The organism is Proteiniphilum sp. UBA1028 (genome assembly GCF_002316955.1).
Classification (GTDB): Bacteria; Bacteroidota; Bacteroidia; order Bacteroidales; family Dysgonomonadaceae; genus Proteiniphilum.
In genome coordinates, this window is sequence record NZ_DCEN01000050.1 from 1722 (window position 1) to 19304 (window position 17583).

13 protein-coding genes, 1 tRNA gene and 1 pseudogene are annotated in these 17583 nt (G+C 52.5%); 9 read left to right on the forward strand and 6 right to left on the reverse strand.

Annotated elements, in window-relative coordinates; translation table 11 throughout:
• Positions 1–288, forward strand: a pseudogene (locus tag B3Z75_RS09275) (radical SAM protein); the annotation flags it as partial.
• Position 289: 1 nt separating this feature from the next.
• Here the strand turns inward: B3Z75_RS09275 and amrB are convergent.
• Together amrB and B3Z75_RS09285 are read right to left on the reverse strand one after the other, a co-directional pair.
• Positions 290–1753 (reverse strand): AmmeMemoRadiSam system protein B, encoded by a 1464-nt coding sequence (gene amrB / locus B3Z75_RS09280; protein WP_294070644.1) that lies wholly within the window; start codon positions 1751–1753, stop codon positions 290–292.
• A 36-nt stretch (positions 1754–1789) separates the two neighbouring features.
• Complete coding sequence (locus tag B3Z75_RS09285) at positions 1790–2314, reverse strand: DMP19 family protein (protein ID WP_294070647.1); 525 nt, start codon at positions 2312–2314, stop codon at positions 1790–1792.
• Positions 2315–2513: 199 nt separating this feature from the next.
• Between B3Z75_RS09285 and B3Z75_RS09290 the strand changes: the two genes are divergently transcribed.
• The 5 genes from B3Z75_RS09290 to B3Z75_RS09310 all read left to right on the forward strand — a co-directional run bounded on the left by B3Z75_RS09290 (position 2514) and on the right by B3Z75_RS09310 (position 9391).
• Positions 2514–3755 carry a DUF1015 domain-containing protein gene (locus B3Z75_RS09290; protein ID WP_294070650.1) on the forward strand — a complete coding sequence of 414 codons (1242 nt, stop codon included), beginning with the start codon at positions 2514–2516 and terminating at the stop codon, positions 3753–3755.
• A 60-nt stretch (positions 3756–3815) separates the two neighbouring features.
• A complete protein-coding gene (locus B3Z75_RS09295; protein ID WP_294070653.1) occupies positions 3816–4997 on the forward strand; it encodes a M20 metallopeptidase family protein in 1182 nt (393 codons plus the stop codon).
• Between the two features lie 114 nt (positions 4998–5111).
• Positions 5112–5594, forward strand: a complete 483-nt coding sequence (locus B3Z75_RS09300) for an Lrp/AsnC family transcriptional regulator (RefSeq protein WP_294070656.1) — start codon at positions 5112–5114, stop codon at positions 5592–5594.
• Positions 5595–5634: 40 nt separating this feature from the next.
• A complete protein-coding gene (locus tag B3Z75_RS09305) occupies positions 5635–7086 on the forward strand; it encodes a glycoside hydrolase family 125 protein (RefSeq protein WP_294070659.1) in 1452 nt (483 codons plus the stop codon).
• A gap of 10 nt (positions 7087–7096) precedes the next feature.
• A complete protein-coding gene (locus B3Z75_RS09310; RefSeq protein ID WP_294070662.1) occupies positions 7097–9391 on the forward strand; it encodes a GH92 family glycosyl hydrolase in 2295 nt (764 codons plus the stop codon).
• Here the strand turns inward: B3Z75_RS09310 and B3Z75_RS09315 are convergent.
• A complete protein-coding gene (locus tag B3Z75_RS09315) occupies positions 9364–9864 on the reverse strand; it encodes a septal ring lytic transglycosylase RlpA family protein (RefSeq protein WP_294070665.1) in 501 nt (166 codons plus the stop codon). The two genes, B3Z75_RS09310 and B3Z75_RS09315, sit on opposite strands and share 28 nt — an antisense overlap.
• Positions 9865–9969: 105 nt before the next feature.
• Positions 9970–10042 (reverse strand) — tRNA-Met (locus B3Z75_RS09320).
• Positions 10043–10160: 118 nt separating this feature from the next.
• Between B3Z75_RS09320 and B3Z75_RS09325 the strand changes: the two genes are divergently transcribed.
• From B3Z75_RS09325 to B3Z75_RS09335, 3 genes are all read left to right on the forward strand, one after another.
• Positions 10161–10922: a polyprenol monophosphomannose synthase gene (locus tag B3Z75_RS09325; RefSeq protein ID WP_294070667.1), complete on the forward strand. Its 762-nt coding sequence runs from the start codon at positions 10161–10163 to the stop codon at positions 10920–10922.
• A complete protein-coding gene (locus B3Z75_RS09330) occupies positions 10919–12259 on the forward strand; it encodes a dihydroorotase (protein ID WP_294070671.1) in 1341 nt (446 codons plus the stop codon). Before B3Z75_RS09325 ends, B3Z75_RS09330 begins: the two co-directional genes overlap by 4 nt.
• Before the next feature lie 97 nt (positions 12260–12356).
• Positions 12357–13439 carry a glycosyltransferase family protein gene (locus tag B3Z75_RS09335; RefSeq protein ID WP_294070675.1) on the forward strand — a complete coding sequence of 361 codons (1083 nt, stop codon included), beginning with the start codon at positions 12357–12359 and terminating at the stop codon, positions 13437–13439.
• A 72-nt stretch (positions 13440–13511) separates the two neighbouring features.
• Here the strand turns inward: B3Z75_RS09335 and aroB are convergent, their stop codons facing one another.
• Both aroB and B3Z75_RS09345 read right to left on the reverse strand, forming a co-directional pair.
• Entirely contained in the window at positions 13512–14573 is a 1062-nt protein-coding gene (gene aroB / locus B3Z75_RS09340) for a 3-dehydroquinate synthase (RefSeq protein WP_294070742.1), read from the reverse strand.
• Between the two features lie 21 nt (positions 14574–14594).
• On the reverse strand, positions 14595–17583 hold a 2989-nt coding region (locus B3Z75_RS09345), incomplete at its 5' end, for a glycoside hydrolase family 3 N-terminal domain-containing protein (RefSeq protein WP_414702889.1).

A 17583-nucleotide genomic window follows, 5' to 3' on the forward strand; every position in this document is an offset into this window, starting at 1 on the left:
TTCTCTGATACGCCGCTGCACTTTAGCCGGTTCTTTCCTACATACAGGCTGACCGACCGGCCGGCAACTTCCGAAAAGTTGCTGCTGCAGGCAAAGGAAATTGCTGAACGTGCGGGGATAAGGTATGTGTATATCGGTAACTTGCCGCATCTTCGGGGTGAAAATACGTTTTGCCCTCAGTGCCACACCTTGCTGGTGGAACGGCAAGGGTTCGACGTGACAACAAACCGGCTGGCAGAAGGGAAATGCTGCGTGTGTGGCGAAACAATTGCGGGTGTCTGGGGATAAGTTAGCGATGTCTTGTGCTGTCGGGACGATGTTCTTTTTCCCCAAAAACGGTCGCGGTGAAGGTATATACGGTGGCTTGCTTCCAGCCGTCCCACCCAATGCCGGCTTTGTCGCGGGCGCAGTGGCCGAGGTAGTTTTCCAGATCCCAGCCTGTTTCTTCGGCTACCTGGGGTAGAAAAATACCGCTGGAGCGGCCTTGCACAATGTAGATGCCGTGCTTCCTCAGTTCTATTTCCGACACGTCTTTGATCTTTTTCAGGGGCGACAGAACGGAGATCTCAATGTCAATTTGATCCAACTCTTCGGCCGTCACGGGGGAAAACCGGTAGTCGCTTTTCGCCGCCGAGATGGCCATGTCGTGCACTGTCTTCACCAACGGATCGTGAGCCGATACCATGCCTATGCATCCGCGGAGCTTTCCCCGGTTGTGGAGGGTGACAAAAGCGCCGCAAGGTGCATTCACCGCATCGGAACAACCGCTTGTGCCGGGTGAAGAAGATTCCTTCCCCGTGAAAAGCTTTTCAAGGGTGCTGCGCGCTTCTCCAAGCAGCGCGGCTTTATCGCACTCCGTGAGAGAAAACTCTTTCTTTGCGGAAACGATGTTCTCCGTCAGCGCAATGGACCAATAGCCTACCACCTGGTGATGGTCGCCATACATCTTCTCGTCGCCCGAATTGCGGTATTCCACCCCGTGGTATGCATACCGGGGGTCGTTGCCGGTCATGTATAACAGCGTGAGCACCGACGTCCACCCACACAAGCTGGTGAGCAGGTTGCCGATCTGCTTCTGCTTGTTTTCGGACAACGTGTCGAGAAGTTTTTGGGGATCGTTCTGCAGGATGGCTTGCTCTGTGGCCGCATCGACCGACGTGGCGCTGTGGTAATCGGGGTAATGCGAAAAGTCGGTGCTGACAACAAACAAATTGCCTTTTGTTAGAAAAGGCTTCAACGCCTGGGCAAGACGATGGCATGTCTCGGAATCGGAGGTGCCAAGGATAATGGGGACTATGGCATAACGGTTTCGCAGCCTGTAATGTAAAAACGGAAGCTGTACCTCAATGGAGTGCTCTTTCATATGGGGGAGGGGGTCGTCGGTGAAAAGTCCGGGGTGGCTCTTCACAAGGCTCCTGGCTACTTCCCTGTCTACCGTCTCGGTGCCATACGGCATGAGGTAATCACCGTCGCAGTATACCGATGCTCCGTCGAAATGAAAATGATGCGACGATGCCAGGATAAACACAAGCTTATACCGTGCATTTTCGTCGACCTGGCGATACGCCGACGCAGCGACCTTCCCCGAAAAGATGTACCCTGCATGCGGGCTGATAATGGCCCGTACGTGGTCGTGCTTTTTTTCAACGGCAGCTCGGAAGTAACTGCCGACCTCTTCCTGCAACATCTCTGCGTTCACCGGATAAAACTGTCCGGCAACGGCGGGCTTTCTGTCTGTGCTGATGTTTTCCATATTCCGGTTTTTTTTCTTTAAACAAACTTCGGAGCATCATGTTGAGGCCCCGGTGATTTCGATCAATGGCGGCCCCGCAAAATCTTCCAGATGTTCATCCACATACTGGGCAATGATGGCGGTCTCCTCTTCTTCAATGTAGAAGAACTTCTCCTCCAGCTCGTCGAACTGCTCAAAATCGACATACATGGCGGTGAACTCCTCGTCGGTGGTTTCCCGTTCCAACTCCTCGCGGTGGGCATCGTAGATCTCCTTGGCTTTGTAGAGGATCTTCGACAAGCCTTTTGCGCCCATCAGCTTCAGCGCTTTGGCGACGGGGTTGTTGAAAATATACCCGCCGTAGCCGTTCTGGATGAGCTGCACAAAGCCGCCTTCGTTCACCTCCTCCGAGAAAAAACGAAACGCCAGCAGCGTGTGCTGATACCCGTTCAGCAGCCCAATGTTCTCTGCCGTAATATCTCCGCCAACGGCCTTAAGATAGGCATCGGTGAACACGTTTAAAAATTCGTCCATGCCCTTTTCGGCGGCTTCAAGAATGGTTGTCTCGTGAATCTGTATCATAGGATATTATTTGATTTTCGTCTGCAAATCCTGCTACTGCCGGATGTTGGGGGGCGATGGATGGGTAGGATCGCTTCCCGAAGCAAAAGTAACTGTTTTTTATCAAATCTCCTTTTGTGTGCCTGCTTATTCTGGATAAAATAGCTACATTTGTGTGAAATAAACCGTTGATTGGATAAACATTAAAAATAATATTTCTATGAAGGTAAAACCCTTTCGGGGTGTCCGTCCCCCCAAGGCACTGGTAAAAGAGGTGGCATCGCGCCCCTATGATGTTCTGAATTCCGAAGAGGCACGCAAAGAGGCCGAAGGAAACGAAAAGTCGCTGTATCGCATCATCAAGCCGGAAATCGATTTCCCGGCGGGAAAAGACGAACACGACGAGGATGTGTATACCAGGGCCGCCGAAAACTTCCGCATGTTTCAGAAAAAAGGGTGGTTGGTACAGGACGACAAGGAGATGTATTACGTCTATGCCCAGACCATGAACGGAAAAACACAGTACGGGCTGGTTGTGGGGGCTTCCGTGGAGGATTACATGACCGGAAAAATAAAGAAACACGAGCTGACACGCCGCGACAAGGAGGAGGACCGCATGAAGCATGTGCGGGTGAACGATGCAAACATTGAACCGGTATTTTTTGCGTATCCCGACAACCCTGCACTTAATGCCATCGTGGCAGCGGTAACGGCGCAACTGCCGGAATATGATTTCGTGTCGGTAGACGGCGTGGGACACCACTTCTGGCTTATCCGGGACGAGGAGAAGGTTGAGCGCATCACGGCAATCTTTGGGGAAATGCCGGCGATGTACATTGCCGATGGCCATCACCGCTCGGCAGCGGCAGCACTGGTGGGCGCCGAAAAGGCGAAGAATAACCCGCACCATACGGGCGACGAGGAGTATAACTACTTTATGGCGGTCTGCTTTCCAGACAGCCAGCTGACCATCATCGACTATAACAGGGTGGTGAAGGACCTGAACGGAATGACACCGGATGAGTTTATTAAAAAGCTGGAGAAAAACTTTGTGGTGGAACCCACCGGGATGGAGATTCAAAGGCCGAAGAACCTGCACAACTTTTCCGTTTATCTGGATGGACGCTCCTTCAGCGTGACGGCTAAAGCGGGCACCTACGACGACAACGACCCAATCGGGCAGCTGGATGTGACCATCACTTCGAACCTGGTGCTGGACGAGATTCTGGGGATCAAGGATCTGCGCAGCGACAAGCGGATCGACTTTGTGGGAGGTATCCGTGGCCTGAACGAGCTGAAACAACGGGTGGACAGCGGCGAGATGGCTGTAGCACTGGCATTGTACCCCGTGTCGATGAAGCAGCTGATGGAGATTGCCGACACTGGCAACATCATGCCGCCCAAGACTACCTGGTTTGAGCCGAAGCTCCGATCGGGACTGGTAATCCACAAGCTTCAGTAACATGCTCTTGCCGGGTAGTCTCCGGGAGTAGCTTTGAAATCGGACGAAAAAACAGCAAGGATGAATATCGGGGAAGAGATACTGCAAAGAGCGGGTGCGATCTTTCCGGAGGTGGTGCAGCACTACCGTTGGCTGCACCAACATCCGGAGCTTTCGTACCGGGAAAAGGAAACCGCTGCTTACGTTACTGCCTTTCTCGACCGGGAGGGGATACCCTGCAGGAAGGGAATTGGCGGGGATGGAATCCTGGCTATCGTAAAAGGGGAAGCGGAGGGCAACAGGAAATGTGTTGCCTTTGTGGCGGACATGGATGCTCTCCCGGTGCAGGAACAGAATGATGTTAAATACAGATCCCTGAACCACGGGGTGATGCATGCCTGTGGCCACGATGCCCAGACGGCCTCCCTGATGGGGGCCGCGAAAATGGTACATGCTCTTCGTAGCCAGTTTTCCGGAATGGCGTTGTTTGTCTTTCAGCCCGGGGAAGAACTGTCGCCCGGCGGCGCCAGCCTGATGCTCAAAGAGGGGGTCTTCCGGGATTACTCGCCTCAGTTCATTTTAAAACAACACGCCTTTATCGACCTGCCGGCCGGGACGGTGGGGTTTCACGCGGGAACGATCATGGCGTCGGCCGACGAGGTGCACATAAAAGTGAAAGGGCAAGGGGGACACGGCGCCTTGCCGCATGAACTGAACGACACTGTGCTGGCAGCATCACAGGTCATTGTCGCCATGCAACAACTGGTCAGCCGGAGACGGAACCCGTTTCACCCGATGGTGCTCTCCTTCGGGAAATTTATCGCAAACGGGGCTACCAACGTGATCCCAAACGAGGTCACCCTGGCGGGCTCCCTGCGCTGCATGCACGAAGAGGAACGGCACCGCATGCTGCAGCTGATTCCGCAGATTGCTACATCCACCGCGGCGGCGTACGGCTGCAGCTGCGATGTAGATCTGCCGTCCGGCTATCCTTCCGTGGTCAGCGACGAGAAGGTCACCGCACACATTAAGGCGGCGACGGCCGACTTCCTGGGAAAAGCAAAGGTCGACAGCTTCCCGAAGCGAATGACTGCCGACGATTTTGGTTTCTTCTCGCAACTTTACCCCTGTTGCTATTACCGCTTTGGTGTGGGTGGAGCAACATCGGGCCCGTTGCATTCTGCCACATTCCTGATTGACGAAAATGCCTTGAAAACATCTGCCGGGTTGGCTGCGTATCTTACTTTAAATTCGTTAAAATAACAGGCTATTGCTTCTTTTTAGTGGCAAAAAATGATCTTTTGTGTTATTTTTGTACCATATGAATATTTTTCGGTTGAAAACATCCCCTTTTTATAATAATTTAAAAGTTAGTCTATGGCCCAGCATGAATTAGATGAATTGGACGAAAAAATCCTCAGGATGATCGTGAATAATGCGCGCATTCCCTTTCTGGAGGTGGCACGCGAATGTGATGTGTCGGGAGCTGCCATCCACCAACGGGTGCAGAAGCTTACCAACCTCGGTGTGGTTAAAGGGTCTGAGTTTGTTGTCGATGCCGAAAAAATTGGGTACGAAACCTGTGCCTTCGTGGGCATATTCCTTACTTCTCCCTCCACCTTTGAATATGTGGTGAAAGAACTGGAAAAAATACCAGAAGTGGTGGAGTGTTATTATACCACCGGGCAGTATGACCTGCTGATTAAAGTATACGCAAAAAACAACAAGGACCTGCTGCGGATCATCCATACGGAGTTGCAGCCTCTTGGATTGTCGAGAACGGAAACGCTGATGTGTTTCAAGGATGGGTTTCGCAAAAAGCTTCCCATCGATTTTACCACACATCCGCCAACGAAATAAGGCTGGTGTAGAGGATATATGCCTTTATTTGCATTAGTATATGACCACACGTAGAAATTTTATCAGGAAATCGGCGCTGGGCTTAACCGCTCTTGCCGTGAACCCTTCCTGGGCAGCCTCGTCGCTGACGGGGAGGAAAACCGATGGCAGCCTATATATCTCTAAACGGCCTGCACCGGGCGACCGTAATTTCAGGTCGGCCGCAGTGGAGCAAACGATCGCCAGGGTGAAAGCCAGGATCAAAGATCCCAAACTGGCGTGGATGTTCGAAAACTGCTTTCCCAATACGCTGGATACAACGATCAGCTTTAGCATGCAAAATGGCAGGCCCGATACATTTGTGATCACCGGTGACATCAACGCCATGTGGCTGAGGGACTCATCGGCACAGGTGTGGCCCTACCTGCCTCTCGCGAAAAAGGACGATCACCTCAAGCAGATGATCGCCGGCGTGATCAACCGCCAAACGAAATGCATCCTGATTGACCCCTATGCAAACGCTTTCTACCGTGAGCCCAAACAGGATGGTGAGTGGAGAACCGACTACACGAAGATGACTCCGATGTTGCACGAGCGAAAATGGGAAATCGACTCGCTTGCCTATCCTGTGCGCCTGGCATACAACTACTGGAAAACAACCGGAGACAGTGCCGTTTTGGATGCGGACTGGACAAAGGCGATGAACCTGGTAATACAAACATTCCGGGAGCAGCAACGCAAGGAGGGGAAAGGGCCTTACAAGTTTCAACGGCGTTCGGAACGACAGCTCGATACATTGAACAACGACGGCTACGGCAACCCCGTGAACCCGGTGGGGCTGATTGTCTCTTCGTTCCGGCCCTCGGACGACGCAACAACCTTCCAGTTTCTGGTCCCTTCCAACCTCTTCGCGGTGACTTCGCTCAAACAGATCGCCGAGATCGCACAAAAGGTGACCAACGACAGCGCTCTGGCAGCAGAAAGCACCGCGCTGGCCAAAGAGGTGAACGAGGCCATTCAGAAATATGCCATCGTGGAGCATCCGAAGTACGGAAAAGTATATGCTTATGAAGTGGATGGCTTCGGAAATGCTTACTTCATGGACGATGCCAACGTGCCGAGCTTGCTGGCTATGCCCTACCTCGATTCGGTGGCTATGAACGATCCGGTATACCAAAATACCCGGAAGCTGGTGCTGAGCGAAGACAATCCCTATTTCTTCCGGGGAACGGCCGGAGAGGGCATCGGAGGCCCGCATATCGGCTACGACATGATCTGGCCCATGAGCATCATCATGCGTGCGCAGACGAGCACCAGCGATGAGGAAATTAAACATTGCCTCCGCATGCTACGCGATACGGACGCAGATACCGGGTTCATGCACGAGTCTTTCCACAAAGACGATCCTTCCAAATTTTCCAGAAAATGGTTCGCGTGGGTCAACACCCTCTTTGGTGAACTGATTGTGGAGCTGGAGGGAAAAGGAAAAATGGGTCTGATAAACAGTCTCTAAAGCCGATGCAATGAGGCAAATTCTTCATCTTACCGCAATTTTGCTGTGTTCAATGCTGGGGGGCGTGCCCATGAAGGGGCAGTCGCTCGACTCCCCGGTAGATTATGTGAACATTCTGATGGGTACGCAGTCGGAGTTTGCACTCTCCAACGGGAATACCTATCCCGCCATTGCGCTGCCCTGGGGAATGAATTTCTGGACACCGCAGACACGCAAAAACGGCGACGGATGGCAGTATGCATACACCGATAATAAACTCAACGGATTTAAACAGACCCATCAGCCCAGCCCCTGGATGAACGATTATGGCCAATTCTCCATCTTTCCCATGGTGGGCCGGATGGAGTTTGACCAGGAGAAGCGGGCCAGCTGGTACTCGCACAAGGCGGAAGTCGCGAAACCCTACTATTACAGTGTCTACCTGGCGGATCACGACGTGACCGCGGAAATTACCCCAACTGAGCGGGCTGCCATCTTCCGTTTCACCTTTCCCGAAACGGAGAATGCTTATGTGCTGCTGGATGCTTTCGACAGGGGATCGGCCGTGGAGATTCTGCCGGAGAAGAATGCCGTTACGGGCTACACTACGCGCAACAGCGGCGGCGTACCGGAAAATTTCAGAAACTATTTTGTGATCGTCTTCGACAAGCCTTTCCGGCAGAACCACGTGGTGAAGGACGGGAAGATTGCTCGAAACGGCACCAAAGCGGAAGCGAGCCATGCCGGCGCATTTGTTGGCTTCTCCACCCAGCACGGAGAGAAGGTGGTCGCCCGGGTAGCTTCTTCCTTCATCAGCCAGGAGCAGGCATGGCAAAACCTCAAAGAGGTTGCCGGCAGAGACTTCGAGGCGGTGAAGCTGGAGGGACGCGATGCATGGAACGGGGTGCTGGGAAAAATAGAAGTAGAGGGGGGTAACCTTGATCAAAAACGTACTTTTTACTCTACCCTCTACCGCTCTACCTTGTTTCCCCGTAAGTTTTACGAGATGGACGCCGCCGGGAACATTGTACACTACAGTCCCTACAACGGAGAGGTCCTTCCCGGGTACATGTACACCGATACCGGTTTCTGGGATACATTCCGGGCGTTGTTCCCGTTGTTGAACCTGGTTTACCCTTCGGTAAACAGAGAGATACAGCAGGGACTGGTGAATGCGTACAAGGAGAGCGGGTTTCTGCCGGAGTGGGCAAGCCCCGGGCACCGCGGCATCATGATCGGAAGCAACTCCGCATCGGTGGTGGCCGATGCCTATCTGAAAGGATTGCGCGGCTATGACATTGAGGCCCTCTACAAGGCGATGCTGCATGGTACGGAAAACGTACATCCCAACGTATCTTCCACGGGGCGACTCGGACACGAATACTACAATAAGCTGGGATATGTGCCCTGCGATGTGGAAATCAACGAGAGTGCGGCGCGCACGCTGGAGTATGCCTATGCCGACTGGACCATCTACAAGCTTGCCAGAGCACTGAAACGTCCCCAAAAGGAGATCAGCCTGTTTGCCGAAAGATGCCTCAACTACCGCAACCTCTACTCACCGGAATACAAACTGATGCGGGGACGCAACCAGGATGGCTCCTTCCAGTCACCCTTCAACCCCACAAAGTGGGGGGATGCATTCACCGAGGGAAACAGCTGGCATTATACCTGGTCGGTGTTCCACGATCCGCAGGGGCTGATCGACCTGATGGGAGGCAACAAAGCGTTTACGGACATGCTCGATTCTGTATTTGTCATGCCTCCGGTGTTCGACGACAGCTACTATGGCGGGGTTATTCATGAAATCCGCGAGATGCAGATCATGAATATGGGGCAGTATGCACACGGGAACCAACCCATTCAGCATATGATCTACCTCTATAATTATGCCGGCGAGCCATGGAAAGCGCAATACCGGGTGCGCGAAGTGATGGATAAGCTCTATCGGCCCGCTCCCGATGGTTATTGCGGCGACGAGGATAACGGGCAGACTTCGGCATGGTATGTGTTCTCGGCGCTCGGATTCTATCCTGTATGCCCCGGGAGCGACGAGTATGTGATTGGGTCACCCCTGTTTGAAAAAATGACCGTACGTCTGGAAAATGGGAACAAGGTGGAGATAAATGCATTTGGAAATGCACCGGAGAATCGGTACATCAGTGAGATGAAGGTCAATGGCAAAGTGTCTTCTAAAAATTACCTTACCCATAACGACCTGATGAAGGGGGCAAAGATCGATTTTGTCATGTCGGAGAAACCCGACAAAAGTCGTGGCACAAAGAAAGTCGATTTTCCCTATTCCTTCTCGAACGGGAAGCGATAGGGTGCAATGGGTTTTGATTTGTCGATGGTCAGTTCGCTCAATATCTCTGCCGCAGTCTTCGTGGAGACAAATAGCCCGTAGGAGCCAAAGGGGACTGGAATGGGAAGATAAAAGGGATTAAACACCCACTCTTTGATCTCCACCTGGGCGATGCCCTTGGCGACGATGTCCAACTCTTTGGCCGCAGCATAAGAAAGGTCGATAAGCCGGCTTCGGATGCGCGGACCCCTGTCGGTGACCTTGACCACCACTCTCCGGTCGTTCTCCGGGTTCCTTACTTCCAGCATGGTGCCGAAAGGAAGTGTGCGGTGGGCGCAAGTGAGACTGTCTCCGTGATAGGGAATGCCGTTCGACATCTTTTTTCCCTGAAAACGGGGCGCATAGAAGGAGGCTTTTCCTGTCTGCTGGGAGTGCATGTGCATAAACAGGGCGCCTGTAATGAGTGTGACAAACAGAAGAACGATCTTTTTCATCTGTAATACCAATGGATATCTCCTGCAAATAAAAGAAAAAAAAACGGGATGACGGCCTGTTTGCACAAAAAAAAGGAAAGCTGCTACACTTTCCTTTTTCGATAGTTGCGGAGGCAAGACTCGAACTTACGACCTTTGGGTTATGAGCCCAACGAGCTACCAACTGCTCCACTCCGCGATGTTTTTTTTCTTAATTGGACTGCAAAGATAGGGAATTAATTTGAAACAACAAAGTTTTCGGGAATCTTTTTTTTTCTACCCGAAAAACAGTACATTTGAATTAAAATTTACCAATTATGTCAGACAGCATTGTAATTATCCCTACCTTTAACGAGAAAGAGAACATTGAGCAGATTATCCGGGCGGTCTTTTCCCTGGACAAAGCATTTCATATACTGGTGATTGACGATAGCTCACCCGACGGGACAGCCGGGATTGTGCAACGGCTTCAATCGGATGAATTTGGCGGACGGCTGTTTTTGGAACAACGGAAAGGAAAGCTGGGACTGGGTACAGCTTACATACACGGGTTCAAATGGGCACTTGCCCGGTCGTATGACTACATTTTTGAGATGGATGCCGATTTTTCTCACGATCCCAACGACCTTCCCAGGTTGTACGCTGCCTGTAGCGATGGAGGGTATGATGTTGCCGTGGGGTCGCGTTACTCTACGGGCGTGAACGTGGTAAACTGGCCCATGGGGCGGGTGCTCATGTCTTACTTCGCCTCCAAGTACGTGCGGTTTGTGACCGGCTTTAACATCAGGGACACCACGGCCGGGTTTGTCTGTTACCGCAGAAAAGTGCTGGAAACCATTGACCTCGATCATGTCAAATTCAAGGGATATGCTTTCCAGATTGAGATGAAATATTCTGCCCATGTGCTTGGCTTCAAAATTAAGGAGGTGTCGGTGATCTTCGTAAACAGGAGACTGGGTACCTCGAAAATGAATTCGAGCATCTTCGGGGAAGCTTTTTTTGGAGTTATCAACCTGCGCTGGCGGAAAATTGCCGGAAAAATTAAACCCAAACCTCAACTTATTGCTCCTGCGCCATGAAACTGATTCATAAAGCGACTGTCATTAACGAGGGGACCTCCTTTACCGGGTCGGTGCTTCTTGAGGGGGAAAGAATATCCCGTATTTTTGCCGGCGAGGTGCCGGAGGCGGTATTGAATAGCTGCCGGCAGGTCATCGATGCAAGCGGCTTGTATCTCATACCGGGCGTTATCGATGATCAGGTGCACTTCCGTGATCCCGGTTTAACACATAAGGGCGACCTGTATACCGAAAGCAGGGCAGCTGTGGCGGGAGGGGTGACCTCTTTCATGGAGATGCCGAACACGAACCCACAGACCGTAACCCTTGAAGCGCTTGAACAAAAAATGGAAATGGCTGCCGATAAATCGGCCGCCAATTTTTCGTTTTATCTGGGTGCTACCAACGACAACATCGACGAGCTGAAAAAAATTGACACCACAAGGGTGTGCGGCGTAAAGGTTTTTATGGGGGCTTCGACTGGCAACATGTTGGTAGATAGTGAGATTGCCCTGCAGCGGATCTTTGCAGAGGTGGAGGTGCTGATTGCCACCCATTGCGAGAAAGAGGATATCATTCGGGAAAACAGCGAAAGCTACCGGAGAAAATTGGGGGAGGTGATCTCCATTAATCATCATCCGATGATTCGGAGCGCGGAGGCTTGTTACCGTTCTTCGGCACAGGCGGTGGAGCTTGCGAACCGGTACGGTACCCGCCTGCATGTGCTGCATCTCTCCACAGCCCGTGAAATGAGCCTCTTCAGCGATGCTCCGCTGGAGGAGAAAAAAATCACTGCAGAGGTGTGTGTGCACCATCTCTGGTTTTCGGCCGAAGATTACGAACGCCTGGGAGCCCGCATCAAATGGAACCCGGCGATCAAGACGGCTGCAGACAGGCAGGCTTTGCGTGAAGCACTGGTGCAGGGAAAAATGGATGTGGTAGCCACCGACCATGCACCACACCTGTTGAGCGAGAAAGCGGGAGGAGCCCTGCAGGCCGCATCGGGTGGGCCGCTCGTGCAGCACTCGTTACAGGCAATGTTGGAACTGGCCGAAAAAGGCATCATCAGCAAGGAGCTGGTGGTGGAAAAGATGTGCCATGCCCCGGCGCGCTTGTTCAGGGTGAAGGAGAGGGGATTCATCCGGGAGGGGTATTATGCAGACCTCGTGCTGATTGACCCGGCGGAGCCCTATGCGGTAACTCCGAAGAACATCCTGTATAAATGCGGATGGTCTCCGTTCGAAGGCGAAATATTTGGTAGCACCGTCGTAAAGACGTTTGTGAATGGACATCTGGTGTGGGATGAGGGTGTCCTGACGGATCACCGGTATGGGATGCCTCTCGTGTTCGGACAATAGCGATCCGGCTCATTGACTTTCGTTAACCCAATATGGTTGGGTGTGCTGATTTATTTGCCTATTTTTGCATCAAAATTCAATTAAAAACCCTTCACGAGTGAGATTTTTGTTTACTGTTCAGGGAGAGGGGAGAGGACACTTCACACAGGCGTTGTCCCTGGCTGCGATTCTTCGTAAGCATGGACACGAAGTGGTTGCAGTGCTTGTCGGAACGAGCGACTCCAGACAGATCCCTCCATTTTTTATAAACAAAATAGAAGCTCCGGTGGCCGAGTTCGATAGCCCCAACTTCACCTCTTTTTATAAGCAGAAGCGCCCCAACATTCTCATCAGCGTCGCCAAAAATATATCTCGTCCTTTCATTTTCCGGAAGAGTCTGCTGTTTGTGAAACAACAGATCGAAAAATACAGACCCGACAAAGTGATTAACTTTTACGAGATGATCACCGGAATGGCTTACGGGATTTATCAGTTTGATAAAAAAATGGGCGTGGAGATGATTGCTCTGGCGCATCAGTACGTGTTGATCAATCCGAACTACAGAACTTCGGCCGATCAGGACGTGAAGTTTTATTTGCTGCGGATGCTCTCCCGGATCACTTCCACCCGTGCTTCAAAGATCCTCGCCCTGTCGTTCCGCGACATGCCCGGATCGGAAGAGAGAAGGATTGTCACCGTTCCCCCGCTGCTGCGCCCCGAAGTGTTCGGGATTGAATCCGTAAAAGGAGATTATATTCATGGCTACATGCTGAATACCGGCTATTTCGAAGAGGTGTCGGCCTGGCACGAGAGAAATCCGGATATTCCGCTGCGCTTCTTCTGGGATAAGAAAAATGCCGAAGAGATTACCCGAGTGGACGATCATTTTACGCTTTATACACTCAATGACGAACGTTTTCTGAAGAGTATGGCGGGCTGCAAGGCGTACGCTACAACCTCAGGGTTTGAGTCTGTCTGCGAGGCGCTCTACTTCCGGAAGCCGATTCTCATGGTTCCCGTCCACATTGAACAGGAGTTTAACGCGTACGATGCCGGGCTATCCGGTGCGGGGGTCATGTCGAAGAAATTCAATCTGGATAAGTTGATTGAGTTTATTCCCGAATATAAGCCCGACGGACAATTCCGGGAATGGGTGGAACAGGCCGAAGATCGCTTTGTCAAAGAGATTTGCGGCGAGTAGGAGCCTTAACGAATTCCTCTGTCACCTTGTGTGAAACCGGGCAGCTTTTCCCGTACAAAAAAACTGGGGAGACTACAACCCCACGGAGTCCCGGTAGAAATCCAAAGCTTCGAAAAACAGTTCCTTGCTGGTAGTCTGGTCGATCTGCACATTCCCAATTTCCGACAACAGGGTAAAATTGATGTGCTTCCCTACATTCTTTTTGTCGTGCCCGGCAATATCATACAATGTTTCGTAATGGTCGCAGGTGATGGGAAAGGCGCCGTAGTGCTCCTGGATGAAACGAACCGTCTTCAGCAGCTTCTCCTTTGGAAAGTTGCAAATACGGTGCGACAGGTAGAGCTCCACGATCATCCCCCACGCCACCGCATACCCGTGAGGCACGGGGGTGTCGCTGCTGATGGCGAAGCTTTCAAACGAATGGCCTGTGGTGTGGCCCAGGTTGAGCGCCTTGCGGATGTTTTTTTCGTAAGGATCCTTTTCCACAATTCCCCGCTTGATGCCCACCGAGCGAAATACCAGTTCGTTCAACTGCTTGTAGTCGATGTCACTGAGCGGAAACAGCAGCAGCTTCTCCCAGTCCGCTGCAGAGTGGATGAGTGCATGTTTTAGCATCTCGGCATATCCCGAAAGAATGGCGCGTTGATCGAGCGTCCGAAAGAAGTTGGCTGAAATGATCACGTAGTCGGAAGGATAGAATGCGCCGATCTCATTTTTAAAACCTTCGAAGTTAATGCCGGTCTTCCCGCCCACGGCCGCGTCCACTGCACCGAGCAGCGTTGTGGGAATGTTGATGTATTTGATGCCTCTCTTGAAGGTGGCAGCAGCAAAGCCGCCCAGATCGGTCACCATCCCCCCTCCCAGATTCACCAGCAGCGAATGCCGGGTAGCTCCGTTTAGGGTGAGCATCTGCCATACCTTACTTAGGTTTTCGAGGGTCTTGTGGGTGTCGCCGGCAGGAATTACGATCTCTACTGTTTCGCGTAACGACGGAACCATTTCCAGCAGGGGAAGACAGTGAACATGGGTCTGTTCATCCGTGACGATGAATAGCTTGTCATGCCGGATGTTCTTTATGATTTTCTCTACGTCGTTGCTTAGATTGCTGCTTTTTATGATCTGTTGCATCGTTATCATCAATTATCGGTTCTCTTGTTAGTCTTTCTCTCTGTTGAGGGCATTGTACAGCTCTTCCTGAATGCGCTCCCTGATCTTTAGCGTGGAGAGCCGGTTGGGTGAACGGGATGGGTTCACCCTGTTCGATAGAAATATATAGATCATGTTGTTTACCGGGTCGATCCAAAAGCTGGTTCCGGTGAATCCGGTGTGTCCATAAACCTCAATGGGTGTTCCCGGGCTGGTGGGACTGGCGTTGCTGTTTCCGGGATCGGGCTTGTCGAATCCCAGGCCGCGGCGGCTCATGCTGCTTTTTGTGGAGGTGAAGAGCTTCACGGTCTCCCGGCTCAGATAACGCTCGTCGCCGTATATGCCGCCGTTGAGCCACATCTGATACAGCTTTGCCAGGTCGTTGGCATTGGAGAATAATCCCGCGTTGCCCGATATTCCGCCAAAAAGGGCGGCACCTTCGTCGTGCACATATCCGCGGAGATGTTGTTTGCGAAAAAAAGGATCCTCCTCCGTCGGGGTAATTTGTTCCACGGAATAATATTTCAGGGGTTGAAAGGTGGTGGTGACGGCACCCAGCTTGCGGTAAAACTGTTGTTTTGCGTAGGTGTCGAGGTCGCTGTCTGTAATCTGCTCCACGGCCTCTTTCAGCAACATGAAATTGAGGCAGCTATAGGTGTATCTGCCGCTGTTTCTCAGCGGTGATGCAATCACATCTTTCAACAAGGCATCGTGCATCTTGTGGCTGGCAAAGAGACCTTCTGCCACCGGAAGAGGAAACTGCTCCGAAGAATCCCGGGAGATCAGGTGGGGCAAAAAACGGTAGTCGGTCCGGGCCCAGGCGCCAGCATATTTGACAGGGTATGTCTTTGAGCGGGTTCCGAAAAGCTGTCCCGTATAGCTGTCGGGGTCGATGGCTGTCGTATAGTAGGGGATGAACGACTTGATTCCGGATTCGTGCAGGAGGAGTGAACGGATGGTGATCTTCGCCTTGTCGCTCCCTTTTGTCTGGGGGACAAATTTGGCGATGGGATCTAACAACGCCAGCCTTTTTTCGTCGTATAGTTTCATGACGGCGGGAAGGGTGGCCGACGCCTTGGTGACCGAGGCCAGGTCGTATACCGTCCCGGCGGTCACTTCCGGGCTGTGCCCGTAGCTGAAGTGGCCAAACTCCTTTTCGTAGATGACTACGCCATCTTTGGCGACCAGTATCTGGCAGCCGGGGTAGGCCCGTTGGCGGACTCCCTCAAGCGCAATCTGTCCAATGCCCTCCAGGTGTTCCGAAGGGATTCCTACTTCTTCCGGCATGGAATAGCTCAGGCGCGTTTTCCGGGTGAGGAGGCCGCTGCCTCCCGGAAAAGAGGATGTTGTTACGGGTAGCTTTCCGGCAAAGCGTATTCCTCCAAAGATTCCTTGTGCGGCACTCGCCTGGGCAAACGGGGTATTGTCGTAGGCCAGGACCACCGAAGAGGCTGCTTCCATGGCTGTCTTGTGCTGATCGGTGACGTAGGGCATGGTGAAGAACACCAGAATGAAACGGGTTGCTCCGGCCAGCTGACGCAACGAGGCTACATCGGCCGCACGGCTGTCGTGCAGGGAGATGATGAGCAGGTCGTATTCTTTCGGATCGATCGTTTCGGACAGTTCCGTAGCCGTCTTTGCCTGGAAGGTATCCACGTTGCCGTATTTTTTCAGATAATCCTGAAATGCCTGGGAGGAGGGATTACCCAGCGCCACGGAAGCAATCCGTGTGGTGTCGAGCCCTTTCAGCGGCAACAAATCGTTCTGGTTCTTCAGCAACGTCACTGCATTGTCGTAGATCTTCCGTTGGATCCACGTTGTGTGGGGTGTGTGGATGCGGCGGTGGACGATGCGGGTGTTGATGGGGGTAAAGCGGTGCGCGCCGAGGATGTATTTGTAGGATAATATCTTTCGTACCTTTTTCTCAAGGAGCGAATCGGGAAGGGTGCCGTTTGCTACTGCTCCGTTGACCGATTCGTATGCTTTTTTCAGGTTTGGTGTGCCCAGGATGACATCGTTCCCTGCCAGCAGCGAACGGACGCTTGCATCGGGCTGATTGGCCACTCCCTTCATTGCCATCCCGTCGGTGAAGGTAAGTCCGCCGAATCCCATCTCCTTTTTCAGCAGATTCACGCCGATCTCCGGCGTGAGGGAGGAGGGCATCCCGTCGGTTTTCAGTTCGGGAACATTCAAATGGCCGGACATGATGCCCGATAGCCCGGCATTCACGTATTCGCGGAATGGGTAGAGTTCCACCTCCTCTAGTCGTTCCCGGCTGTGACGGATGGTGGGTAGGGTCTTGTGGGAGTCGTCGGAAGTGTCGCCGTGCCCCGGGAAATGTTTTGCCACGGCCATCACCCCGTTGGCCTCCAGCCCCCGCGCAAAGGCGATGCCCTGCCGGGCCACATTTTCGGGATTTTCCCCATAGGAGCGGGTGCCGATTACGGGATTATCGGGGTTGGTGTGTACGTCGATGGAGGGAGCAAAGTTGATATGGATCCCCATTTCCCTGCATTGGCGCGCCACCTCTTTGCCGTAAAGGGTAAGCAGAGAGTCATCGGTGATGGCGCCGACAATGATGTTTTGAGGAAACTTTGGCGCGTCGGTCAGTCGCATCGAGAGGCCCCACTCGCCGTCAAGGGCAATCAGGAGTGGTACGCCGGATATGTTTTGAGCAAAATTGGTGATTTCGGCTTGTTGAGCCAGTGTCCCTTTCGAGAAAAGTATACCGCCTACTTTCTGATTTCGGACATACTCCGATATTCTGGACCTCCAGCTGTTGCTGGGAGCCGCAATTGGCATAAAAAGCTGGCCCACTTTCTCTTCTTGCGTGAGGGTAGCGTACACCGAGTCCACCCAACGGCACATCTCTTCCTGATCGGCCTGTTGATAGAGCGTCGGCACGACCTGTGCCGGCGTGGATAGTGTGCAAAGGGCCAACAGGAATAAACTCAGGATTTTTATCTTCGTCTGCCTGCCGTCTGTCTGCTTTTCTCTC

Coding starts and splice junctions, on each gene's coding strand:
- B3Z75_RS09290 (WP_294070650.1), top strand. CDS start 2,514: ATGAAGGTAAAACCCTTTCGGGGTGTCCGTCCCCCCAAGGCACTGGTA.
- B3Z75_RS09310 (WP_294070662.1), top strand. CDS start 7,097: ATGAGGCAAATTCTTCATCTTACCGCAATTTTGCTGTGTTCAATGCTG.
- B3Z75_RS09330 (WP_294070671.1), top strand. CDS start 10,919: ATGAAACTGATTCATAAAGCGACTGTCATTAACGAGGGGACCTCCTTT.
- B3Z75_RS09325 (WP_294070667.1), top strand. CDS start 10,161: ATGTCAGACAGCATTGTAATTATCCCTACCTTTAACGAGAAAGAGAAC.
- B3Z75_RS09285 (WP_294070647.1), bottom strand. CDS start 2,314: ATGATACAGATTCACGAGACAACCATTCTTGAAGCCGCCGAAAAGGGC.
- B3Z75_RS09305 (WP_294070659.1), top strand. CDS start 5,635: ATGACCACACGTAGAAATTTTATCAGGAAATCGGCGCTGGGCTTAACC.
- amrB (WP_294070644.1), bottom strand. CDS start 1,753: ATGGAAAACATCAGCACAGACAGAAAGCCCGCCGTTGCCGGACAGTTT.
- B3Z75_RS09295 (WP_294070653.1), top strand. CDS start 3,816: ATGAATATCGGGGAAGAGATACTGCAAAGAGCGGGTGCGATCTTTCCG.
- B3Z75_RS09300 (WP_294070656.1), top strand. CDS start 5,112: ATGGCCCAGCATGAATTAGATGAATTGGACGAAAAAATCCTCAGGATG.
- B3Z75_RS09315 (WP_294070665.1), bottom strand. CDS start 9,864: ATGAAAAAGATCGTTCTTCTGTTTGTCACACTCATTACAGGCGCCCTG.